General features: G+C 56.2%; 22 protein-coding genes, 1 tRNA gene and 1 pseudogene. 9 read left to right on the plus strand and 15 right to left on the minus strand.

Translation table 11 applies throughout. The annotated features are described in order from the left end of the window. Positions 1-26: 26 nt before the first annotated feature. On the plus strand, positions 27-1,172 hold the full coding sequence (locus ACP4QI_RS05115; RefSeq protein ID WP_426495124.1) for a porin: 1,146 nt from the start codon (positions 27-29) through the stop codon (positions 1,170-1,172). Positions 1,173-1,265: 93 nt separating this feature from the next. Here the strand turns inward: ACP4QI_RS05115 and mnmH are convergent, their stop codons facing one another. The 6 genes from mnmH to ppiB all read right to left on the minus strand — a co-directional run bounded on the left by mnmH (position 1,266) and on the right by ppiB (position 5,737). Then, a complete protein-coding gene (gene mnmH / locus ACP4QI_RS05120; RefSeq protein WP_426495123.1) occupies positions 1,266-2,336 on the minus strand; it encodes a tRNA 2-selenouridine(34) synthase MnmH in 1,071 nt (356 codons plus the stop codon). Positions 2,337-2,410: 74 nt separating this feature from the next. Continuing rightward, positions 2,411-3,478: a 5-(carboxyamino)imidazole ribonucleotide synthase gene (purK, locus tag ACP4QI_RS05125; RefSeq protein WP_231312944.1), complete on the minus strand. Its 1,068-nt coding sequence runs from the start codon at positions 3,476-3,478 to the stop codon at positions 2,411-2,413. Further along, on the minus strand, positions 3,475-3,984 hold the full coding sequence (gene purE / locus ACP4QI_RS05130; protein WP_426495122.1) for a 5-(carboxyamino)imidazole ribonucleotide mutase: 510 nt from the start codon (positions 3,982-3,984) through the stop codon (positions 3,475-3,477). Before purE ends, purK begins: the two co-directional genes overlap by 4 nt. A 95-nt stretch (positions 3,985-4,079) precedes the next feature. Then, positions 4,080-4,409: a hypothetical protein gene (locus ACP4QI_RS05135; RefSeq protein WP_285125251.1), complete on the minus strand. Its 330-nt coding sequence runs from the start codon at positions 4,407-4,409 to the stop codon at positions 4,080-4,082. Between the two features lie 107 nt (positions 4,410-4,516). After that, positions 4,517-5,239, minus strand: a complete 723-nt coding sequence (gene lpxH, locus ACP4QI_RS05140) for a UDP-2,3-diacylglucosamine diphosphatase (RefSeq protein WP_285128637.1) — start codon at positions 5,237-5,239, stop codon at positions 4,517-4,519. Positions 5,240-5,242: 3 nt separating this feature from the next. Next, positions 5,243-5,737, minus strand: coding sequence for a peptidylprolyl isomerase B (gene ppiB / locus ACP4QI_RS05145; protein ID WP_106992224.1), 495 nt, complete (start codon positions 5,735-5,737; stop codon positions 5,243-5,245). 205 nt (positions 5,738-5,942) lie between these two features. On the opposite strand from ppiB, the gene cysS reads away from it, so the two are divergent. After that, complete coding sequence (gene cysS, locus ACP4QI_RS05150; protein ID WP_106992225.1) at positions 5,943-7,328, plus strand: cysteine--tRNA ligase; 1,386 nt, start codon at positions 5,943-5,945, stop codon at positions 7,326-7,328. Positions 7,329-7,415: 87 nt separating this feature from the next. Here the strand turns inward: cysS and ACP4QI_RS05155 are convergent, their stop codons facing one another. The 5 genes from ACP4QI_RS05155 to folD form a co-directional block, all read right to left on the minus strand. Then, a complete protein-coding gene (locus ACP4QI_RS05155; RefSeq protein ID WP_426495121.1) occupies positions 7,416-7,937 on the minus strand; it encodes a metal-dependent hydrolase in 522 nt (173 codons plus the stop codon). Between the two features lie 72 nt (positions 7,938-8,009). After that, positions 8,010-9,026, minus strand: a complete 1,017-nt coding sequence (gene malI, locus ACP4QI_RS05160) for a Mal regulon transcriptional regulator MalI (RefSeq protein ID WP_426495120.1) — start codon at positions 9,024-9,026, stop codon at positions 8,010-8,012. Positions 9,027-9,100: 74 nt separating this feature from the next. Further along, the gene (locus tag ACP4QI_RS05165; RefSeq protein ID WP_426495119.1) at positions 9,101-10,600 is read right to left on the minus strand and encodes a PTS transporter subunit EIIC; all 1,500 of its coding nucleotides are present in this window, start codon (positions 10,598-10,600) and stop codon (positions 9,101-9,103) included. A gap of 237 nt (positions 10,601-10,837) precedes the next feature. Further along, positions 10,838-11,050, minus strand: a complete 213-nt coding sequence (gene ybcJ, locus ACP4QI_RS05170; RefSeq protein ID WP_023334767.1) for a ribosome-associated protein YbcJ — start codon at positions 11,048-11,050, stop codon at positions 10,838-10,840. Position 11,051: 1 nt separating this feature from the next. After that, the gene (gene folD / locus ACP4QI_RS05175) at positions 11,052-11,918 is read right to left on the minus strand and encodes a bifunctional methylenetetrahydrofolate dehydrogenase/methenyltetrahydrofolate cyclohydrolase FolD (protein ID WP_285128639.1); all 867 of its coding nucleotides are present in this window, start codon (positions 11,916-11,918) and stop codon (positions 11,052-11,054) included. Positions 11,919-12,140: 222 nt separating this feature from the next. Between folD and ACP4QI_RS05180 the strand changes: the two genes are divergently transcribed. Together ACP4QI_RS05180 and ACP4QI_RS05185 are read left to right on the plus strand one after the other, a co-directional pair. Beyond that, positions 12,141-12,217, plus strand: a tRNA-Arg gene (locus tag ACP4QI_RS05180). Between the two features lie 246 nt (positions 12,218-12,463). Further along, complete coding sequence (locus ACP4QI_RS05185) at positions 12,464-12,955, plus strand: hypothetical protein (protein WP_142488510.1); 492 nt, start codon at positions 12,464-12,466, stop codon at positions 12,953-12,955. A 1-nt stretch (position 12,956) separates the two neighbouring features. Here the strand turns inward: ACP4QI_RS05185 and ACP4QI_RS05190 are convergent. After that, positions 12,957-13,043: pseudogene (locus ACP4QI_RS05190) on the minus strand (TraR/DksA family transcriptional regulator); the annotation flags it as partial. Between the two features lie 211 nt (positions 13,044-13,254). On the opposite strand from ACP4QI_RS05190, the gene ACP4QI_RS05195 reads away from it, so the two are divergent. Further along, positions 13,255-14,103, plus strand: a complete 849-nt coding sequence (locus ACP4QI_RS05195) for a hypothetical protein (protein WP_285128640.1) — start codon at positions 13,255-13,257, stop codon at positions 14,101-14,103. Here the strand turns inward: ACP4QI_RS05195 and ACP4QI_RS05200 are convergent. The 3 genes from ACP4QI_RS05200 to ACP4QI_RS05210 form a co-directional block, all read right to left on the minus strand. Further along, on the minus strand, positions 14,044-14,889 hold the full coding sequence (locus ACP4QI_RS05200; RefSeq protein WP_426495118.1) for an EAL domain-containing protein: 846 nt from the start codon (positions 14,887-14,889) through the stop codon (positions 14,044-14,046). The two genes, ACP4QI_RS05195 and ACP4QI_RS05200, sit on opposite strands and share 60 nt — an antisense overlap. Before the next feature lie 76 nt (positions 14,890-14,965). Beyond that, entirely contained in the window at positions 14,966-16,882 is a 1,917-nt protein-coding gene (locus tag ACP4QI_RS05205) for a methyl-accepting chemotaxis protein (RefSeq protein WP_426495117.1), read from the minus strand. Positions 16,883-17,031: 149 nt separating this feature from the next. Then, positions 17,032-17,472 (minus strand): winged helix-turn-helix domain-containing protein, encoded by a 441-nt coding sequence (locus ACP4QI_RS05210; RefSeq protein WP_142488514.1) that lies wholly within the window; start codon positions 17,470-17,472, stop codon positions 17,032-17,034. 537 nt (positions 17,473-18,009) lie between these two features. On the opposite strand from ACP4QI_RS05210, the gene ACP4QI_RS05215 reads away from it, so the two are divergent. From ACP4QI_RS05215 to ACP4QI_RS05230, 4 genes are all read left to right on the plus strand, one after another. Further along, on the plus strand, positions 18,010-18,819 hold the full coding sequence (locus ACP4QI_RS05215; protein WP_426495116.1) for a winged helix-turn-helix domain-containing protein: 810 nt from the start codon (positions 18,010-18,012) through the stop codon (positions 18,817-18,819). Next, a complete protein-coding gene (locus tag ACP4QI_RS05220) occupies positions 18,806-19,270 on the plus strand; it encodes a hypothetical protein (protein ID WP_142488516.1) in 465 nt (154 codons plus the stop codon). Before ACP4QI_RS05215 ends, ACP4QI_RS05220 begins: the two co-directional genes overlap by 14 nt. Before the next feature lie 283 nt (positions 19,271-19,553). After that, complete coding sequence (locus tag ACP4QI_RS05225; RefSeq protein WP_426495115.1) at positions 19,554-20,636, plus strand: YncE family protein; 1,083 nt, start codon at positions 19,554-19,556, stop codon at positions 20,634-20,636. Positions 20,637-20,700: 64 nt separating this feature from the next. Next, on the plus strand, positions 20,701-22,887 hold the full coding sequence (locus ACP4QI_RS05230; RefSeq protein ID WP_285128645.1) for a TonB-dependent receptor: 2,187 nt from the start codon (positions 20,701-20,703) through the stop codon (positions 22,885-22,887). Positions 22,888-22,951 lie beyond the last annotated feature (64 nt).

The following is a 22,951-nucleotide window of genomic DNA, read 5'->3' on the forward strand; positions in this document are numbered from 1 at the left end:
GGTAGTGTGTCTATTAAGGAAAAATAATGACCATAACTAAAAAAGCGCTGGCGGTAGCGATCGGCGCAGCAGTGGCATTGGCATCTTTTGCATCCCAGGCTGAAATCACCGTACTGAAGCAGGATCCGCAGGCGGGTGACCCGCTGAGCCGCCTGAATTTCACCGTTGGCGGCAGTATTCGTCCTCAGTTCCAGAACATGACCGGTGATGACGGCAAGAACAGCTACAAGCGTAACGGCTTTGACGGCGGCACCCGCTTCCGTTTCGCAGCAGATTACTACCTGTTTGATGACATCAGCTGGATCAGCTACTACGAGCTGGGCGTTAACATTCCGGCCCAGTTCGACTGGGACAATCACCATGCCGACGGCGCGCATGACACCTCCCGCCGTATGCTCTACACCGGCCTGAAGAGCGACACCTGGGGCACCCTGACCTTCGGTCAGCAGAACAGCGTTTATTACGATGTGGTTGGCGCGAAAACCGATATCTGGGACTACGATATGATCGGTCAGGCACCGGGTAACGGCATCAACGGCGACTACGACGGTTCTTATCGTTCACGCCAGATGCTGAAGTACAAGAAAACCCTCGGCGATGCTGACATCTATGCCTCTTACCTGTTCGAAGATAGCGAATATCTGCCGGGCAACGGCCTGCGTTACAAGCGTAAAGGCGGCGGTTCACTGGGTCTGGATTATCGTCTGACCACCGATCTGACCTGGGGCGCAGCCTGGAACTACACCCGCGCCGACATGCGTAACCCGGATAACGGCGACAACAAGTCCTGGGATCAGAACATCCTCGGTACCGCGCTGAGCTGGACCCCGGATAACTGGACCTTCTCCGCAGGCGGCGGCTGGTATCAGAACTTTATGACCAGCAAAAAAGTGTCGGTAAACGACTACTTCGCGGGCGACGCGTGGGGTATTGAGTACTTCGCGGGCTATAAATTCCCGATTGGTCAGTATGCGGTGAAATCCATCCAGCCTTACTTCATGGGTGACCGTATTGAAACCATGAATGGCCGTAACTACCAGCGTATCGATAACGGCGTGGGTATCAGCTTCCAGCTGGATTACGGTTTCCGTGTTGACTACGAGCACGTGTTCACTTCAAGCACCGACGATCTGGGCGATATGAACCTGGTGCGTCTGCGCTACGACTTCTAAATTCTTTGTTCCCCCGGTGGCGCTACGCTTACCGGGGCTACAAAATCGCGCGAAACATGTAGGCCGGATAAGCGTTAGCGCATCCGGCTTTTTTCAGCGATTCAGCCACCCGGCAACGTCTTCAAACGTTCCGCGATAAACAATCTTCTCCGCTTTCTTTTCAAGCTGATAGCGATACATTGGGTCGTAATAGTCATTCAGAAGCGGCACAAGCCAGGCGAAATGCGCCTCGGTGCTGCCGGTGCGCTGTTGTTCATCCAGGGCACTATCCAGCAGGGCGGTAAATTCGGCAAAACGCTGTAACCCCAGCCGACGCCGGATGGCAAACAGGCCGTGGTGCAGGTACTCGCCATACTCAATCCAGCCAGCCTCTTCACCCCGCGCGGTGCGAAAGGCCTGCCACATCTGCTCGAAATACTCCTCCCGCAGACGCTCCAGGCGCACCTCGAACGGATCCTCGACTACGGCAATTGGTGACTGCACCATGCGATCGCGCAGACACTCCGGCAGGTGGTTAGAGCCAATCATCCGGCCTTCGTCTTCCAGCACCCAGCGCGCGGCGTCTTTTTTCAGCAGCTCTACCGCGAGATAGTTTTCAAAGCTGGCCTGCGAAAGCTGCGGCGTTAGCGTGCGGCCAAACGACGAACCGCGATGGTGCGCCAGCCCTTCAAGATCGATCCCGTCCGGACGGGCCTTCACCAGCAGGGTCTTGCCGCTGCCGGTACAGCCGCCAATCAGCACGGTCGGTTTTTGCACCTGCTCAACGGTGACCTGTATCGCCGCCTGACGCAGCGCCTTATAACCGCTGCGGATCAGCGGATAATCAACGCCTGCCGCTTTCAGCCATGCCTGCACGATATGCGAGCGCTGCCCGCCCCGGGCGCAGCAGAGATAACCCTGGGGTTGCGCAAGGCAGGCGGTGCGCCAGGCCTCAAGGCGCTGGTCGCGCGTCTCCCCGCTCACCAGTCGATGGCCGAGCGCAAGCGCGGCCTCCGGCCCCTGGCGTTTATAACAGGTGCCCACGGCGGCGCGTTCGTCGTCGTTCATTAACGGCAGATTGATCGCCGCAGGCATAGCGCCCTGGGCAAATTCCACGGGCGCGCGCACGTCGATTATCGGCGTGTCGGCGGCAAGTATGGCGCGGTAGTCCGTCCCATCGTTCATAAGGATCCCTCAAAACAGCGATGGGCAGGATTTTACGCCGGGGAAGGGGAAGGTCAACTCCCCGGCGGTAGGACTTAACTCAGCGTTGCCTGCGCCCAGGCTATGCCGCTGGCGTACTCCGGCGGTAACAGGGGCACAATGGCTTCGAGCGTGGCGCTCAGGCGGGGGATATCGCTGTCATTCAGGTTCAGGTGGCCGACCTTGCGCCCCGGACGAACCTCTTTGTCATACCAGTGCAGATGCACCAGCGGCAGTTTCAGCCAGTCGTAGTTCAGATCGGTGCCGATCAGGTTGATCATCACCGACGGGCTGTTGACTACCGGCTGCGGCAGCGGCAACCCGGTAATGGCGCGCAGGTGCAGCTCAAACTGGCTGATGGAGGCGCCGTTCTGCGTCCAGTGGCCGCTGTTGTGCACGCGCGGTGCCAGCTCGTTGATCAGCAGGCCGTCCGGCGTGACAAAGCACTCCATCGCCATCACGCCGACGTAGCCCAGCTCCTGCATGATGGCAGAGAGCATGCTTTCGGCCTGCGCCTGCTGGGCCGCATTGGCCTGCGGGAAGACCACGCTGGTGCGCAGAATGCCGTCCTGATGCAGGTTGTGGGTCAGGGGATAAAAGACGGTACTGCCGTCGTGGGCGCGGGCACCCACCAGCGACACTTCGCCGCTGAAGTTAATGCCCTGCTCAACGATGCATTCGCCGTAGCACTCGTCCGGCAGCTGGTCGGTTTCACCGGCGCGCAGACGCCACTGGCCGCGTCCGTCATAGCCGCCAACGCGACGCTTGACGATCGCCAGCTCGCCCAGGGTGGCAAATACGCCTGGCCACTGGCCTTTTTCCGTCAGCAGCTGCCACGGCGCGGTGGCGAGGTGCAGATCGTCGAACAGCTGCTTTTGCGTCAGACGGTCGGCAATAATGGGGAACACATCGCGGTTTACAAACGCATTGTGGCGAGCCAGCTCCCGGGTCAGGGCAGTTTCCGGCCAGCGCTCAATCTCTGCGGTGATCACGCTCTGCTGAAAGGGCACGGCTTCGGGTTCATCATCCAGCCCGACCGGCCAGACGCTGATCCCGAGCGGTTCACCGGCCTGACGCAGCATGCGGCCTAACTGACCGTTACCGAGGACGCAAACCTGCTTCATGCCGCACCTCGCGGGTCCGGGTTCTCCAGCACCTCGTCGGTCTGGGCGGTACGCCACGCGACCAGGCGCTGATGCAGTGCTTTATCGTGAGTTGAGAGGATCTGTGCGGCCAGCAGGGCGGCATTAGCGGCACCCGCTTTCCCAATCGCCAGCGTTCCCACCGGAATGCCGCGCGGCATTTGCACGATGGAGTAGAGGCTGTCGACGCCGCTCAGGGCAGCGCTTTGTACCGGGACGCCGAGCACCGGCACCAGAGTTTTGGCGGCAATCATGCCGGGCAGATGCGCGGCCCCGCCGGCACCGGCAATAATCACCTGATAGCCGTTCTCTTCCGCGCCTTCGGCGAAGCTGAACAGTTTATCGGGGGTGCGGTGTGCGGAGACCACTTCAACGTGGTGAGGAACATTCAGGATGTCAAAGATTTCGGCGGCGAACTGCATGGTAGCCCAGTCGCTTTTGGACCCCATCACGATGGCGACACGCGCCGGATTATTGCTGGAAGACATGCGGCTAAAAACTCCTGTGAGGCGCTATTCTCGGCTTTTGAGGTGACAAAGAATAGCACGATATACAGGCAAGGAAAACGGTTGCGTGCGCGTAGTTAGCGCTCTTTTGGCTCGTTGCTATCTGATGAAATACGTTGGCTATGAGCTTTGGTCGCGCTGGCGAAAAAGGTAAAAGCGAGCACCAGGCCCCAGGGCAGCATGAAAATACTTATGATCAACATATAGGTTTGCACGAAGCGGTCATCATGTGGCCGCGTACACAAAAGGTATATCGCATAAAAATAGAGTAGCCATAATAAAACCGCGAACCACAACACAGTGGGCGAGCCGAAGGAGATAAACGCCACACCGAAAAAGCTGACCACAATCGGGGCGATTACCGCGATAACCATTCCCCAGATAAGAGGCTGATCCCATTTTTGCATGTTCGTTCCCTGAGGTTAATTTTGCTGAAAATTAACCTGGCGGCTAAAGGGAAAGACAGAATTTCTGACGCTGAAAGGGTACTTTCGGAATAGTGCGTGCAGAGGGACTAAAAAGGGAAATGAAGCAGCTCAACGTCTTCTGGCGTGACCTTCACCATCGAACCTTCCCTGTGCCATGCGCCGAGAACCACGCGATAAGCGGCCTTGCCGTTGACGTCTGAGTGATGGACGGCAGGGCGATGGGTATGGCCGTGGATGAGCCACTGTACCTGGTGTTTTTCCATTACATTGACGACGGCCTGCGGATTCACATCCATGATGGTCAGGGATTTACTGCTGTTGGCAGCTTTGCTGCCGGCGCGCATCTTCGCCGCAATGCGGCTGCGGATAAACAGCGGCAGGGCGAGAAACAGGGTCTGGATCCAGGGGGTGTGCACTTTGGCGCGAAATGCCAGATAACCGGTATCGTCGGTGCAGAGCGTATCGCCATGCATGATCAGAATTTTACGGCCATACAGGTCAAGGACGGTCTCTTCCGCCAGCAGGGTCATGCCGCATTCGCGGGCGTAGCGCTTGCCGAGCAGAAAGTCGCGGTTACCGTGAATAAAGAAGCAGGGGACGCCGGAATCCACCAGGGTTTTGATGGCGGCTGCTATCTCGCGGTGAAGCGGGTTGGGGTCGTCGTCGCCAATCCAGGCTTCGAACAGATCCCCCAGGATGTAAAGCGCATCGGCGTGCCGGGCTTCACCCTGTAAAAAACGCAGAAAACCGGCGGTGATCGCCGGTTCTTCTGTTTGCAGATGCAGATCTGCAATAAAGAGTGTCGCCACGAATTATTCGCTGACGGTCACGCTTGTGATCACGACGTCTTCTTTTGGAACGTCCTGGTGCATACCGCTGCGGCCGGTAGAAACGCCTTTGATCTTCTCAACCACGTCCATGCCTTCAACCACTTCTGCGAACACGCAGTAGCCCCAACCCTGCAGGCTTTCGCCGGAGAAGTTCAGGAAGTCGTTGTCAGCCACGTTGATGAAGAACTGCGCGGTGGCGGAGTGTGGCGCCTGAGTACGGGCCATTGCCAGCGTACCGCGGGTGTTTTTCAGACCGTTGTTGGCTTCGTTTTTGATCGCCGCTTTGGTCTCTTTCTGGTTCATACCAGGTTCAAAACCGCCGCCCTGGATCATAAAGCCGTTAATTACACGGTGGAAAATGGTGTTGTTGTAGAAACCTTCGCGGCAGTAGTCCAGGAAGTTTTTAACTGTTTCAGGCGCTTTGTCATCAAAGGTCTTGATTACGATATCGCCATGATTAGTGTGGAAAGTAACCATTTTTGCATCCTGTTCCGTTATAGTGGTGCTTCGACCCCTCGGGGGGCCACAATAAGCGCTTGTTATAGCATAACCTCACGGCGCGATCACCTTGCATTGTGTGCTGCTTCAGGTTTGAATTACAGGTACACGCCTCATCCATTTAAATGATTTTGCGTGTAGAATACGCCGTTTTCACCCACACACGTCTCACATGGAATCTTCGATGTTAAAAATCTTCAACACACTGACGCGCCAAAAAGAGGAATTCAAACCTATTCATGCCGGGGAAGTCGGCATGTACGTGTGTGGTATTACCGTTTACGATCTCTGTCATATCGGCCATGGCCGTACCTTTGTCGCTTTTGACGTGGTGTCACGCTATTTGCGTTTCCTCGGGTACAACCTTAAGTATGTACGCAATATCACCGATATCGACGACAAAATTATCAAGCGTGCTAACGAGAACGGCGAAAACTTCGTCGCCTTAGTCGATCGCATGATCGCCGAAATGCACAAGGATTTTGATGCGCTGAATATCCTGCGCCCGGATCTGGAGCCGCGCGCGACGCACCATATCCCGGAGATCATTGAGATCACCGAACAGCTGATCGCCAAAGGTCACGCCTACGTGGCGGACAACGGTGACGTGATGTTCGACGTGCCGACCGATCCGCATTACGGTCAGCTCTCCCGTCAGGATCTGGATCAGCTCCAGGCCGGTGCCCGCGTTGACGTGGTTGACGTGAAGCGCAACCCGATGGACTTCGTGCTGTGGAAAATGTCCAAAGAGGGTGAGCCGAGCTGGCCATCGCCGTGGGGCGCAGGCCGTCCGGGCTGGCACATCGAATGTTCAGCCATGAACTGCAAACAGCTGGGTAACCATTTCGATATTCACGGCGGCGGTTCAGACCTGATGTTCCCGCACCATGAAAACGAAATTGCCCAGTCCACCTGCGCTCATGATGGCGAGTACGTGAACTACTGGATGCACTCCGGGATGGTGATGATTGACCGCGAGAAGATGTCCAAATCGCTGGGCAACTTCTTCACCGTGCGCGACGTGCTGAAGTACTACGATGCTGAAACCATCCGCTACTTCCTGATGTCCGGCCACTATCGCAGCCAGCTGAACTACAGCGAAGAGAACCTCAAGCAGGCGCGTTCTGCACTGGAGCGTCTGTACACCGCGCTGCGCGGAACCGACACCTCAGTCGCAGCAGCCGGTGGCGAGGCGTTCGAAGCCCGTTTTGTCGAAGCAATGAACGACGACTTCAACACCCCGGAAGCCTACTCGGCGCTGTTTGATATGGCTCGTGAAGTGAACCGCCTGAAAGGTGAAGATGCGCATGCCGCTAACGCGCTGGCCTCCCATATGCGCAAGCTGGCGGGCGTGCTGGGTCTGCTGGAGCAGGAGCCGGAAGTCTTCCTGCAGAGCGGTGCGCAGGCGGATGACGGTGAAGTAGCGGAGATTGAAGCGCTGATTAAAGCCCGTCTGGAAGCCCGTCAGGCGAAAGACTGGGCCGCAGCCGATGCCGCGCGTAACCGTCTCACCGAGATGGGGATCATTCTGGAAGATGGTCCGCAGGGCACCACCTGGCGCCGTAAGTAAGTTGGTAACGCCCGGCGGCGCGATGCTTGCCGGGCCTACAAAGCACGAACGTAGGCCGGGTAAGCGCAGCGCCACCCGGCTTTACTTTTACCGCCGTTTCCACCACACCAATCCCATCAGCACCATCCCCGGCAGCCACACCCACAGCAGTTCCGAAAGAATCACCTGATGCCCGTAGGGCGTCATGTAGCGCGACAGCGCAAAGGGCGCGACCTTGATCACCTGCCAGGGCGCAAAGAAGCGTTCATCCGACCACGGCCACAGCCAGCCGACCCCTTTCCCGCCCGTCGTCACCGAATCCAGCAGGCTGTGCGACAGCAGCGACACCGTTAAAAACAGCCAGCAGCGCACCAGCCCGGCCCTGAACCATCGTCGTCCAATCAACACACAAAGTAACGGCACCACAAAGGCGAACAGCAGGGAGTGGGTAAAGCCGCGGTGACCAAAAATATTGCCGTAGGCGACGCCGAACTTAAACGACAGCACGTCGGCATCCGGCAACATGGCGAGGACAACCCCGGCGAACAGCAGGCGAGGGGGAATAACCCGGGTGCCCAGCCCTAAGCCGAGGCAAATCGGCACAGCGGCATGGGTAATGATGGTTGGCATAACGATTATCCATGGCAAATCATGGAAATATAGCAGAGCACGGCGGAACTCCGTGCCGGGCGTAAATCTGAATTACGCCGATTCCCGGGCGATCAGTTGCCCCGACAGGGTAATGCGCTGGGTTTGCAGCTCAGGCTCTTTCAGCTTGCGGATCATCAGCCCCGCCGCCTGACGGCCCGTCTCTTCACTGGCGGAAGAGACATAGGTAAAGGACGGGGAGGTGAGATTAACGTGCAGCATATCCTCAAACCCCACCAGCGCCACCTGCTGGGTCAGAAATACATCTTTCCCCACCGTGCGCCCGACGTGATGAATGCCGGAGATGGAGCCGAGCATCGCATCCGGGGAGTGGCAGAGCAGGGCGGTGATGGTGTTATTTTTCTCCAGCAGCTGGCGGGTGGCGAAACTTACCGCCTGGGTATCGTCGCTGCAGGCGGGCGCGGATTCGTCGCGGAATACCAGCCCGTTTTGCGTCATCGCGCTGCGAAAACCGAGCAGGCGCTGCTCGCGGATCCGATCCCCTTCCGTGCCGCCGATATAGGCGATATTGCGGTGTCCGCGCTCAATCAGATAGCGGGTCGCCAGATGCGCCGCCTGGCGGTTATCGCGCATCACCAGATTGCAGGTCTCATCCAGCAGCGACTGCGACACCGCCACCAGCGGCAGCGGGCACTGGCGGATCAACGCCGGAAGAGTGGCATGGCGGGTATTGGAGGCCAGATAGATCACCCCGGCGACGCCCTGCTGCTTAAAGGAGAGCAGGCAGCGCTCCAGGTGCTCGCCGTCGTTCAGCGGCTGGCCGAGAAAAACCATAAATCCCTGTTTCTCCAGCTCCTGAACAATGCTCGCCATCACCTTGATGGAAAAGCTGTCGCTGAAATCACGCAGGATCAGACCGATCAAATTGGAGGTGTTGGCACGAAGATTGGCAGCGGCCACGTTATGCACGTAGCCCAGGGCGGTAATGGCGGCGTGGACTTTTTCGATTGTCGCCTCAGAGATCTTTCCTTTCTGACGCAGGACCAGCGAGACGGTGGAGACGGAAACCCCTGCCTCGCGGGCGACATCAATGATGCTGACCTTCTTCACATCTTCTCCCTGAAATGCCTGATAAGACAACGTCTCCCGTAAGAGTACAGGAGACGTGTCGGACAGGCAGCTTATTATTTACCGATCATGGTGGACATCGTCTGGGCGATAAACTGTGCCCGGGCGCCAAAGATAACCTGAATGCCGGAGTCACCGACGAAGACCACGCCGCGTGCGCCGAGGCCGTTCAGACCGTCTTTATCCACCTTATCGCTCTGAGCGACTTCCAGACGCAGACGGGTGATGCAGGAGCCGACGGAGTCGATGTTCTGCGCACCGCCCAGCAGGCCGATGATTTCGGTGGCGATTTCGGTGTCGGTTTTATCATCCGCATTGGCCGTCACTTCGGTGCGGCCCGGCGTTTTCACGTCGAAACGACGGATCACGAAGCGGAAGGTGAAGTAGTAAATCAGTGCCATCGGAATACCGATGATAATGGCGTTGAGGAAGTTGGTCTGGTAGCCGTTGAACGACGGCAAAATCCCGAACGACAGGTAGTCGATAAAGCCCGCAGAGAAGGACTTGGCGATGTGCGCATGCATCAGGTACATGGTCATGTACGCCAGGCCCGCCATGATGGCGTTAAAGACGTAGAGGATCGGTGCCACAAAGATAAAGGTGAACTCTACCGGCTCGGTGATCCCGGTCAGGAAGCAGGTCAGAGCCGCAGAGAACAGAATACCGGCGGCAATTTTTTTGTTTTTGGTGTGCGCTTCGTGGTACATCGCCAGACAGGCCGCAGGCAGCGCGAACAGCATCAGTGGGAACTCGCCCTGCATGAACTTACCGGCATTCTGGTAGGTGTCGCTGCTGAAGGATTTGGTGCCTTCTTCCAGCATCTTGAACCAGATAGTCTGGTCGCCGTGGATCACCTGGCCCGCCTGGGTGGTGTAATCCCCGAAGGAGTACCAGAACGATGGATACCAGATGTGGTGCAGACCCAGCGGGATCAGCGCGCGTTCCACCAGACCAAAGATAAAGGTCGATGCCGCCTGGTTATCACCGTTGACCACTACCGACAGCGCGTCGATCCCGGCCTGGATATGTTGCCAGATATAGGGCAGCAGCAGGCCCATCACGAACGACAGGAACGCCGTGGCAATGGCGACAAAACGCTTCCCGGAGAAGAAGCCAAGGAATTCCGGCAGCTGCATGGTGTGGAAGCGGTTATAACACCAGGCGGCGAGAATACCGCACAGCAGGCCGCCAAAGACGCCCATCTGCAGCGTCGGGATGCCCACCACCATGGCGTATTTCCCGCCCTGGGAGGCCATCTCCGGCGTAATGCCGAGCACGGTACCGATGGTGATATTGGTGACAAAGACCGCCACCGCCGCCGACAGCGCGGCGATCCCGGATTCGGATGCCAGCCCGACGGCCGAGCCGATAGCAAACAGCATCGGCAGGTTATCAAAAATGACGCCGCCCGCGTTCATCATCAGCGGCAGGTGGAACTTATCCCCGAAGGCCAACAGCAGGCCCGCAGCAGGAAGCAGTGAGATCGGCAGCATTAAGGCGCGACCAATCATCGATAATTTCGACAGCGATTTAACAAACCCTGATATCAGACTCATGCTGATTTCCCCCGAGTGCGCTCTGTGAGCGCTGTTATAGTGAGTAGAACGTTTTAGTAGAACGTTCTACTTATCGTGATGAAAGCCTGAATTTCGCGCAACTTAATTTTCACATTCCAACAGATGAAATAGTGATTATTTGAAGTTGATCGATAATTAACCGTGATGGGTGTGGGGGATTGGACAGGAGGGGGATTGTGGGCCCGGCAAGCGAAGCGCCGCCGGGCATCAGAAGACTCAGGCCGTGACGGTCACGCTCTGGCCTTCAAAACTCACGGTCTGACCGGCCACAATCTTGCAGCGCTTGCGGGTCTCTACCACGCCGTCGACCTTCACCAGACCGTCGGCAATGACGATCTTGGCCTGAGCGCCGCTTTCGCTCCAGCCTTCGAGCTTCAGCAGATCGCACAGCTCAACGTGCGGGTGTTTACCTAATGAAAAAGTGGCCATCTTATGCTTCCTCTACGTCGTGATACTCTTCGCATGCTTGCAAAGTATTCTGAATCAATGTGGCGACGGTCATCGGACCCACCCCGCCAGGAACCGGTGTGATATAAGAGGCACGGGCTGCGGCATCTTCGTACACCACATCGCCGACCACTTTGCCGCTCTCAAGACGGTTAATGCCCACGTCCACGACAATCGCGCCTTCCTTGATCCACTCCCCCGGAATAAAGCCCGGCTTGCCCACGGCCACGATCAGCAGGTCGGCGTTTTCGACGTGCTGGCGCAGGTTTTTGGTAAAGCGGTGGGTCACAGTGGTGGTGCAGCCAGCCAGCAGCAGCTCCATGCTCATCGGACGGCCAACGATATTGGACGCGCCAATCACCACGGCGTTCAGGCCGTAGGTGTCGATGTTATAACGCTCCAGCAGCGTGACGATGCCGCGCGGCGTGCACGGACGCAGGCGCGGCGCACGCTGGCACAGACGGCCAACGTTGTACGGGTGGAAGCCGTCCACGTCTTTGTCTGGCGCGATACGTTCCAGCACTTTCACGTTGTCGATGCCCGCAGGCAGCGGCAGCTGGACCAGAATGCCGTCGATCTCTTTATCGGCGTTCAGGGTATCAATCAGCTCAAGCAGCTCTGCTTCGGAGGTGGTTTCCGGTAGATCGTAAGAGCGAGAGAGAAAACCCACCTCTTCGCACGCTTTGCGTTTGCTGCCGACATAAATTTGTGAAGCCGGGTTACTGCCGACCAGCACAACAGCCAGCCCGGGAGCGCGTTTTCCTGCGGCCCGACGTGCTGCCACTTTTTCCGCAACCTCAGAGCGCACCTGCTGCGCAATCGTTTTACCGTCAATAATCTTTGCTGCCATCAGAGAGAAGATTCCATCTGTAAGGAGTGAAAGGGGGGATGAGCATATTTTGTCAGAAGCGCGCGCTGCTGTCAGTCACACTTTGCGGATTTTCCTGTTAAGCGGGCCTGTTGCCAGCCATCGATATGAACTACAAGAGGATTGTACTAAAATGCATTGACTCAACGGTCATTGACCGTATAATTCCACGCGCTTCACCACTGCGAAGACATTCTTCTCCGTGCGCCCTTAGCTCAGTTGGATAGAGCAACGGCCTTCTAAGCCGTAGGTCAAAGGTTCGAATCCTTTAGGGCGTACCATTTCAAATCAAGCGCTTACTTAACCCCTCCCGCTTCGACTTTTTCCTTATGGGACATATTTGGGACATCAATCCCGAAAATCGAGTCAATTTGAATACACGCTTAACTTGTTCATGCGGTCTGGCGATCGGCATATATCGGGAATACACACCATAGCGCTGTTTATTTGTTCCGCCGATAACGTGGATTTCGTTTGTAACGTGGTCAGGTAAACAAAAGCCCCGAAATAGCGGGGGAAGGATATTCATGAAAACAAAGCAATTACTGCTGTTTGTGCTCTTTATTTTTGCGCAATGTACTCATGCTCAGGAACACTACAATTTTGAAGATGTAAAACCTGCAGTTGTTGAATTCTTTAAGCACGGGGCAGGGAATCCTGATGGTTGCGATATGCTCCAGGAGCAGCTCGCAAAAAATCCAAAGGATGAGCAAACAAGAAAAATGATGACTGGTTTCTGTGATAGCGACTTAGATACAACCAGGCCAGTCACTTTCACAGAAATGTTTGTGCATGATTCTGAAGGGCATCCATTTGTTTGCGGCATCATTTCTGGTGAGACTCAACTGGGCCGAAAAATAGGCGCGCGTTTTATTGCTGCCGAACCATATCATTTGGTTCTGGGCTTCAAGTATTCACGACGACCGATAGCGTACGCGACGGGTGATGGTTTTTTGGTCGATGAATATCGTTCTCAGGTGAAAGCCTTCAATGAACTTTATGCAAAAGTATGCAGCTGAATTAAATACCCCTTTGTTTATCCTTCAGTTCGATAACGCCCTGACACTCAGCGCACGTCTGGCAGCCGGGAACGGCAGCGCGCCGTGCCCCGGACAGCCTGCTTAGGCATGTTGACGATCTGGTCGTCAGGGCGGCAAACATCGACAGGATCTTATTTGAATCCCGTGTCTTATCGCGACTGACCTCCCGCCAGGTGACGCTGTTTAATATTATGCTGGCAACCTGACCCGCATCTGTATAATACCGGCGAACGCGTGCTTTCAGCCTCGCGCTGAGGTCGGGTAAGTATTAAGAGGGAATGATGTCCGGTATTGCGCATTATTATGAACACCAGCAGATAAGCAGCCCGCAACAAGTGGCCACGCTATCGGCACAGTCGCCCTCTGCCGGGATGACGCAGACCAGCGTCCCCGCCTCCTTTTCGCAGTTAACGCATTCTTCGCAGCCGATCATCGCTCAGCCTGCGACACGTCCAGCGCAACCCGCCGATCGCCGCCAGGCATCGATTGCCGCCACGCCCGCCTCTTTTGAGCAGCTGGGGCAATACGCCAGCCTGCAGGGGTGGAGTGAAAATCAGCTTGCGCTGATGAAACGCTTACCTCAGTACCGGAACAGCCGCACCGGGCCCGCGTGGTCGCCGGTCGGAGGCATCCGTGGGATCCGTAATAACAACCCCGGCAATCTGGAAGCCAGCTGGGCCTTTACCTGGCAGGGACAGAATGGCACCGACGGGCGTTTTGCCACCTTTGCCTCCCCGGAACACGGCATCCGCGCGCTGGGCGTAAACCTGCTCGCCTACCAGCGGCGCGGGCTGGATACCATCAGTAAAATTATCTCCCGCTGGGCACCGCCGCAGGACAATAACAATACCAACGCATATATCCAGAACGTCAGCCAGGCGCTTGGCGTCTCACCGACTACCCGGCTGGATGTGGCCTCGCCCGCGGTCTTAACCGCGTTGAGTAAGGCCATTATTCATCAGGAGAATGGGGACGTGCCCTTTTCCGATGAGACGATTGCGAGCGGGATATCATCGGCGCTGGGAATGGCGGCGCTGTCGGACAGCCCAACGCCGGTATTGAAAGTGTCAGCTGGCGAGCACGCGATCGCGGGCAATGATCTGATGGATAAGCTCACTGGCCGGTAGCGGCTTGAAGAAATAGTATCCCTGTAAAAAATCGATCTGTTTTCGGCGTAAATAGTCGGCCTGCGCTTTGGTCTCCACCCCTTCGGCAATGATCTTCAGGCGCATGTTTTTCGCCAGGTCGATCACGCTGTCTACCAGCCGCGTATCGCCATTCCCACCAATCTGGCTGACAAACAGCTTATCAATCTTAATAAATTCAGGATTGAGGGCTGAGATATAGGACAGATTTGAATAGCCGGTGCCAAAGTCATCCAGCGCCAGCGAAATATTGGCCTGGCGCAATGCGGCAAACCAGTTACTCAGCTGCGGCGTGAAATGCAGCGGATGCCGCTCGGTGATCTCCACCACCACGTGGCTCTGATTGGCATTGAATTTACTCAGCATGTCGCGGGTATCATATTCAAAACCAGGATCGAGACAGTTTTGCGCGCTGATGTTAATACAGATATAGGTCCCGACCGGGAAGCGGTGGATCTGATCCTGCAGATCGGCAACCACCTGCTGCATCAGCTGGTGGGTCAGGGGAACGATCAGATCGTGCTTTTCCGCCAGCGGAATAAACGCATCGGGCGCCACAGCCCCGTACAGCGGATGGCGCCAGCGGGCCAGCACTTCGATCCCGGCAATTTGACCGGTGCTGGCGTTCATAAAGGGCTGGTAAAAGGGCACAATCTGCCGGTGTGCAATCGCCGTGCGTAGCGCGCTGGCTGAGGCGCTAAACTGCCCCGAAAAATAGCGGGCTAACCTGGCATTCAGGCTGGCCCACAGTTTGTGAATGTTAATCATGGTCAGTTTCACCGCGGCCTGGGTCAGGCAACCGGAAAACCGGTGGCCTGACAGGGGCTATATCATCTGGCTGGCGTCAGAACTGCACCCAGTCGCCCGAGGGTTGCGCCGGGGCTTTTTTGCCCGAGGCTGGCGTGACGGCCCGCGCGGCGACGCCACTCTGTGACTGCGACACTTTGAATATCGCCACTACTTTCTCCAGCTGGACGGCCTGATCCTCCAGCGAACTGGCAGCGGCAGAGGACTCTTCCACCAGGGCGGCGTTCTGCTGGGTGGTGGTGTCCATCTCGGCCATCGCCTGCGCGATTTGCGCAATGCCGCGGCTTTGCTCATCGGTCGCAGCGGCGATCTCGCTCATGATGTCGCGAACCTGGGCGACAGAGCTTTCGATGCGGGACATCGCTTCCCCGGCCCCCTCCACCAGGTTAAAGCCGTTATCGACATACACCACCGATTCCCCGATCAGGTTTTCAATCTCCTTCGCTGACTGGGCGCTGCGCTGGGCCAGGGTGCGTACCTCGGCGGCGACGACCGCAAAGCCTTTGCCCTGGTCCCCTGCACGGGCGGCTTCCACCGCGGCGTTCAGCGCCAGAATGTTGGTCTGGAAGGCGATGCTGTTGATGACGGTGGTGATCTCCGAAATACGGTGCGAGCTTTGACGCACGTTCTTCATGGTGTCGATCACTTTCTGCGAAATCTGGCTGCCTTCGGTGGCATTCACCGAGGCTTCCTGAGCGAGGGCGCGGGCATGGTTGGCATTCTCAGCGTTCAGCGCCACGGTGGAGGTGAGCTGTTCCATACTGGCCGCCGTTTCGACCACCGCGGCAGACTGCTGCTCGGTACGCGACGACAGATCCATATTGCCGGCGGCAATTTCGGAGGCCGATCGCGCCACGCTATCCACACCGTTACGCACGTCATGAATGATGTTTTTCAGGTTCTCATTCATGGTAGCCACGGCGTTCATCAACATACCCGGCTCGTCGCGGCGATTGCTGCTGAGGGTCGCGGTGAGATCGCCTTTGGCAATCTGTTCGGCCACGCGCAGGGTCTCGCTGAGAGGACGTGTAATGGAGCGGGTGATCGCCATTGCCAGCAGCACGGCCAGCACGATACCGATCGCAGCGACGATCGCCATCTGGTACTCAACGCCGTCGACGGTATTCGCGACTTTTTTCTGCTGTATGTCAAACAGCGTCTGGATGGCCTTCGTCAGGACCTCCGCTTTGTCGGTTAAGGTATCGGACAGGGTAGCCTGCTCATTCCAGACGGCTCGGTAATGTTCCAGCTCAGGGCCGATGTTCTGAATGTTCTCAAGGCTTGCCTGTAACAGCGATTTTTGAGCCTCAGGCATTAACTGAAGTAGCTGGCCGACATCGGTTTTGCCGACCTCCAGCCGGGACTGGATCTGTTTCTCCATGTCTGAGGTCGGGTGCTGTTTATACAGCGTCATCTGCGAGTCGATATCGCTCATCGCAAAGGCCACCTGCCCGGCCAGGAGCGCAGTTTCAGGCGACATAGACGGCTCCCGGCTCAATCTGGACACGATTTCGGCGTTGTCGCACAGCACCTGCGAAGAGACCTTTTGTTCACTCTGTTTCTTTTCAGACAGGGCTTTGGTAAAGGAGACCAGGGTAATGATGTAGCTGTTCACGGCTGCGGTAGTATTGTCCAGAACCGTTTTGCCTTCCGGCGACCAACTATAGGTCTCCAGCTGGGCAATAGTGTCCTGCATCTGCGTGGTGGCGGCATTTACCTGATCCAGATACGTTTGATCGAGCGTGTACTGGAAATTGGTTCGACCCAGACGCACGGCAGACAGGGTATTGAACAGGTTCGTGGTTAAGCCGTTTTTATCCACTTTATCCTTGATATTGTTGAGCCCCAGCAAGCCCGATGACAGGATCGCCAGCGTCACCAGCAGGACGACTGCAAAGCCGAAAAATAATTTTCGGCTGACTTTTAAATTTAGAAAGCGATTAACTATGCTCATATATCTTCCACTATCGGTGCATGCCGATAAAAAGTGTTTTTATGCTATTTTTGCCATCATTAACGGGAGGTGAATTCCCTGGCGTTGGTCATCAAAACGTAAAAAAAAGCCCCTCGCATTAATGCTCAGGGCGAATGCCTGGGTTGACATCACTCACTCAGACTATCTGGTTTCTCCCTTTTATTATCAGGCTGAGGCGGGAGTTCACTCATCCTGTAATATACCGGTATCACATCCTGATAATTAATCATGTAGCCACGCCCCTTAATGTTGCGGATAAAATCTGCGGGCAGTCCCAGCAGACCCAGCTTTTTATTCAGGTTGTTCAGAACTTGCCACAGTCGCTGCGTGGAAGGACACAGGTTATTCTCCTCCCAAATTTTGTCGAACAGCTCTTCTTTACTGATCGCGGTGCGCCGTCCATGCTCCAGCAGATAGAGAAAAAGCCTGAGCATAGTTTCATTAAAATAGATTGATGCAAATACTATACTTTTATCGGTGTGGCTACCGGTAAGCCGATACAGCCTGCGATTTGAAATATCGAAGTGAATCTCATCACCGATCATAAATCCATAGAGTCGATAGCCCATTTATTTCATACCTGGATAATTAAATAAAATACCGATCCCGACCTGCACGCCGAACATAAATCCACACCGTTTATGTGGGGGATTATATGGCTGCTATGAATGCTTTCCAATACACACCCCGGTGCGCTACAGCAAAGCGGTTGAGAAACCCTCGTGTGTAGTCCTTTTGTTGCTGTAAACCAGATTTTCGGTATTAAACGCTGCCTGATTTTCTGTTACTACGCTTTTATCCTGATTTTGCATAATGAGGCGACGCATCAAGATGAAATGGTGTATTTAGGCATCACGTTAGCATTTTTCACTGATAGTTGAAGGGCGATCCGCATACCGTTTTTCTGTGTTCTCAGAATGCGGCGAACAACGAAAAAAGAGGAGTGAAGTTATATGATTTATACTGAATCAGAAGTGCGCTATCGCCTCGCTTAACGTGGCCGTCCGGCGGTTTTTTGACAACCAGGTGATTGATAAATATTTTAAAAAATCTGAATCAGAAATTTGATGAACGCCATCCTTTGCCAATGAGCCTGTGGTCATGAAATGAAACCTGTTTTTCTGATTAACGAAACCGTCCTGTTTGAGCCGGAAGCCCGCCGCCTGTGCTCGCTTACTGACTACCCGGCGCGGGCAGTCATTCTGCATGGGCCGGTGAGTGAGTGCCTGCTTCAGCTCCTCGAGCAGAATGAGCAGGTGCTGACGCAGCGCTATTTATTTGCCGCCGTGTGGGAGAAACAGGGCACCGTCGTGACCACCAACGCCCTTTACCAGACCATCGCCTCAATCAGAAAAGCGCTGAAATCGGCCGGGCTGGAAGAGAACGTCATTATCACTGTTCCGAAAGCCGGGTTTAAATCCGTCGCTCGGCTGCGGGTCGGTACCCAGGCGGAGTTTATCGAACGGAATAAAACCATAACTAACCCCGATTTAGCCGAGGTATCCTCCGAAGTCGTCAAACCCGACATTCTGCCCCCTGCAACGCAACGCTCCCGCCATTTCTGGCGACCGGCTATGGGTTACTGGCTGGCAGGCGCGCTTTTTTTACTCTCCTGCGGTGTACTGTATCCGGAACTCAAACCCGCTGAACCGGTATTTGTCGGCTATCACCCCATAGGCACCATTGATGGCTGTGAGGCCTACTCCTCGTGGAATGAGACAGAGAAAAGCCAGATGATGTGGGCCTCGCTGTCTCAGCGTTTTCCGCTGACCTGTAAAAAGGGCGAGGTGGCCTATATGACGCTGAACCGCGCGCAGTTGGGAATATCGGTGATTATTTGCGACCGTGCGCCGGAAAATCGCGAGGCGCGCTGTAAATCTATTTTTTACAGGCAACCCTACTATGACAATGAATAAGCAGCTGTTGCGCTGGTGTGTTATTTTTCTGGCGGCTATCTCCCCGCTGCTTGTTGCCGGTTATTTGCATTATCAGCGTAATAATTTTAGCTGTGAGACCCATGCGACTATTGTCGAACAGCGGGCGGTTATCGATATGGTAATGAATTTTTCGTTTAATGACGGTGTCGGGAGTTACGACGCCACCGGGGAGTATATTGAAGAGAATAAACCGCCAGTAGCGATCAGTAATAAGGTGGGATTCACCTACTGGCGTGAAGAGGGAGAGGTGATTCTGGTCTCTAACGAAACCAATGTCCTGCCGAAGAAACATTTAAACTATCTCGCCTATGTCCCGGACTTCTTTCAGCACCGGGAGCGGGGAATTAGATTGAATATTCTTCCCGCCAATGCTGACAGCTATTTTTTTACCTACAGTAATTCGCCAGTGATGTATTGTACGAAAGGATAACCCCGCACCATCAGAGGTTTTTAGACTTCCTTTTTTACTTTGTTGCCCCTGTTTACACTTGATCATATAAAGATAATGAGTATAGTTCTCATTCTCTTTAGTGTTTGCGGGCGCGTAGGGACTTTCCCGCATCAACAGTGAGTGCAGATCTCACACGGAACACTGAGTGTTATCGGGGGACGCTGCACTGGCCTGACGGCCTGAAACCATAATCCTAATCGCAAACACCAGGCGACGCAGACGTCCTCCTCAAATTTGATTTGCACGGTAAAGGATGTTCCTGATGACCAAAAAATTGCCCGCCCTGGCGCTGCTGGTGGCTGTCTCACTCAGCGGCTGCGCTACTCAGCACACTGCGACAACCGCGCCTGCTGCTGATGCCCCGAAACCTGCCGCCCCCGCGCAAACCAACGTCGTAAAACGCGATCTGGCTGACGGCCTGTACGAAATGGTTCTCAACCCGAAAGGCGATGCGCTGTACGTTGCCAGCTCCGAAGGCTTTAAGGATGTGCAGGGCGGAGTGGTGTATAAGCTCGATCCCACTACCCTGAAAACCCTCGGCCGCAGCCATACCGATCTGAAAAACTTCGCTCTGGCCATCTCCCCGGATGGTAAAACCCTCTATGCCACGAACTCGCTGGACGGCGGGATCAGCGCCATCGACACCGCTGACGGCAAGGTGAAAAAACGCCTGCTGTTTACCGAGCGCAACAAAGAGGGCTACCCGTACGGCGCGCGTCAGGTGTTACTGCATAACGACGTGCTGTACATCGGCGGCGTGGCCGATCCGGCGGTGATCTGGGTGGTGGATGCAAAAACGCTGAAGCTGAAAAAAACCATCAAAAACGCAGGGCAGTGGGTCACCGGCCTGATGTGGTCTGAACAGACCCAGCGCATTTACGTGGCAAACGGCGGCGGTGAGATCCTGGTGCTGGATCCTAAGAACAACCGTATCGAAAAACGCTGGAAGCCGCTCGGCGACAAACCGGCGCTGCTGCTTAATCTGGCGGAAGACAAAGCGACGGGCCGCCTGTTCGTCACCGACAACTCGAAAGCCAAAACCACCCTGGTGCTGGATATCCATACCGGTGAAGTCATTAAGCAGCTCGACGTGGGCGACTCGCTGGCGGTGAAATTTAACCCGGCGCGCAACGAGCTGTACATCACCCAGCGCGAAAGCGGCAAGCTGCTGAGCCTGGATGCCACCACTTATGCCGTGAAGCAGAGCTGGGATCTGCCGCCGAACCCGAACAGCCTGCTGCTGTCGGCGGACGGCCAGACGCTGTACGTCACCGTGAAGCAGGCCTTTAACAAAGACCACTCCACCAACGGGCCGGACAGCGTTGTGCGTATCGCCCTGAAATAATCTTTCTCATAACAATTAAGGCCCGGCAACGGGCCATTTTGCGCGTATTTTGAACGGGTTAATCATGAATAACACCAGAAGAATGAACAAGACGCTGCTGGCCCTCGCCATTGGCGCGATCGCCCATTCCGCCGTGGCGGCGGAGAGCAAAAAAGAAGAGACCATCGTGGTGCAGTCTGCTGCCAGCGACTTTAAACCCGGCGGCGACCAGCTGGTGCCGGCCTTCCTCGACGGGCAGGTGGCGAACGGCGGACGCATGGGGATGCTCGGTCAGCAAAATGCGATGGACGTGCCCTTTAACATCATCAGCTACACCTCCAAACTGGTGGAAGATCAGCAGGCGCGGACCATTGGCGACGTGGTGGCGAACGATGCGGGCGTCCAGTCCGTGCAGGGCTACGGCAACAGCGCGGAGAGCTACCGCATCCGCGGCCTGAAGTTCGACGGGGATGACATGACCTTTGGCGGTCTCTCCGGCGTGCTGCCGCGTCAGGTGGTGGACGCGCAGATGGTGGATCGCATTGAGATCTTCAAAGGGGCCAACTCCCTGATGAACGGCGCGGCCAGCTCCGGCGTCGGCGGGATGATCAACCTTGAGCCGAAACATGCGGGGGCCACGCCGCAGGCGAAAGTGGGCGTCGATTACACCTCAGATTCGCAAATTGGCACCACCCTGGATGCCGGGCGTCGTTTTGGCGACAGCGACCAGTTTGGCGCCCGGGTTAACGTAGTGCACCGTGAAGGCGAAGCGCCGGTCGCCAACGACCGCCGTCGCACCACGCTGCTCTCCACCGGCCTGGACTATGCGGGGGATAAGTTCCGCAGCTCCGTAGACATGGGCTATCAGAAGAAAACCTTCCACGGCTCGGAAACCGGGGTCAACGTGGCTGGCGTGAACTTCGTACCCGAGCCACCGAAGAACGATCGCAACTACTCGCAGAAATGGGCCTACAGCAATATCGAGAACGAATTCGGTATGTGGCGCAGCGAATACGACATCACCGACAGCTGGACCGCGTATACCGGTCTGGGGGCCCAGCACGCCCATGAAGAGGGGCTCTACAGCGGCGCGAAGCTGGTGGACAAGAGCGGCAAAGCCACCGCGTCCCGCCTGGATACTAACCGCATCAGCGACAGCGTGAGCGGCATGGCGGGCATCCGCGGTAACTTCGCCACCGGCTTTGTGACCCACAAGGTCAACGTCGGTTACTCGGCGATGACCAAAAACGAGAAGATTGCGTGGAAGATGTCGGCGGCGAAGGATAACCCGGTCACCAATATCTACCACAACACCGGCGTGGATGCGCCGCCGAGCACCAACTCCAACGGGGCGGGCGGGAACTACAGCGATCCGCTGACCAGCGGCCGCACCCGCACTCAGGGCTGGCTGCTGAGCGACACCCTTGGCGTGCTGGATGACAAACTGCTGTTCACTGTGGGTGCCCGTCATCAGAAAGTGGTGATCCGCGGCTATAACAAAGTGACCGGGATCGAAAACGCGGGTGACAGCTTCGACGGCGACCGCTGGATGCCGACCTACGGCGTAGTCTACAAGCCGTGGAACGAGATCTCGCTGTATGCCAACCACACCGAGGCGCTCCAGCCGGGTAAAACCGCGCCCAACACCGCCTCCAACTACGGCCAGAGCACCGGTATCGTCCACTCTAAGCAGAACGAAGTGGGCGTGAAGGCCGATTTCGGGCGCGTTGGCGGCTCGCTGGCGCTGTTTGAGATCAAAATGCCGTCCGCCATTCTCGACAGCCAGACCAAATACTACGGCCTGGATGCCGAGCAGCGTAACCGCGGCGTTGAGCTGAACGTCTTTGGCGAGCCGGTGCTGGGCCTGCGCCTGAACGCCAGCGCCACCTGGCTACAGGCGGAGCTGACCAAAACCAACAACGGTGTTAACCAGGGCAACGACGCCATTGGCGTTCCGTCATTCTACGGCGTGCTGGGCGCAGAGTATGACATCAAGCCCATCGACGGCCTGACCGCCACCGCTCGCGTGAACCACTCCGGTTCGCAGTATGCGGATCTGGCCAACAGCAAAAAGCTGGACAGCTACACCACCCTGGATCTGGGCATGCGTTACCGCTTCGCGGTCAACAACGACCAGAACCAGATGACCGTTCGCGCCGGGATTGAAAACATCACCGACGAGAACTACTGGTCAAGCGTGGACGACGGTGGCACCTACCTGTTCCAGGGTGAGCCGCGCACCTTCAAGGTCTCCGTCGGCTACGAGTTCTGAGTTCGACCCTCGTTATCAGGGCAAGGATGCCCTACCTTTCTACTGTTATAAAAATGTAATCAAT

Origin of the sequence: Leclercia sp. TB492 (assembly GCF_049974505.2) — a bacterium.
GTDB classification, from domain to species: Bacteria; Pseudomonadota; Gammaproteobacteria; order Enterobacterales; family Enterobacteriaceae; genus Enterobacter; species Enterobacter adecarboxylatus_C.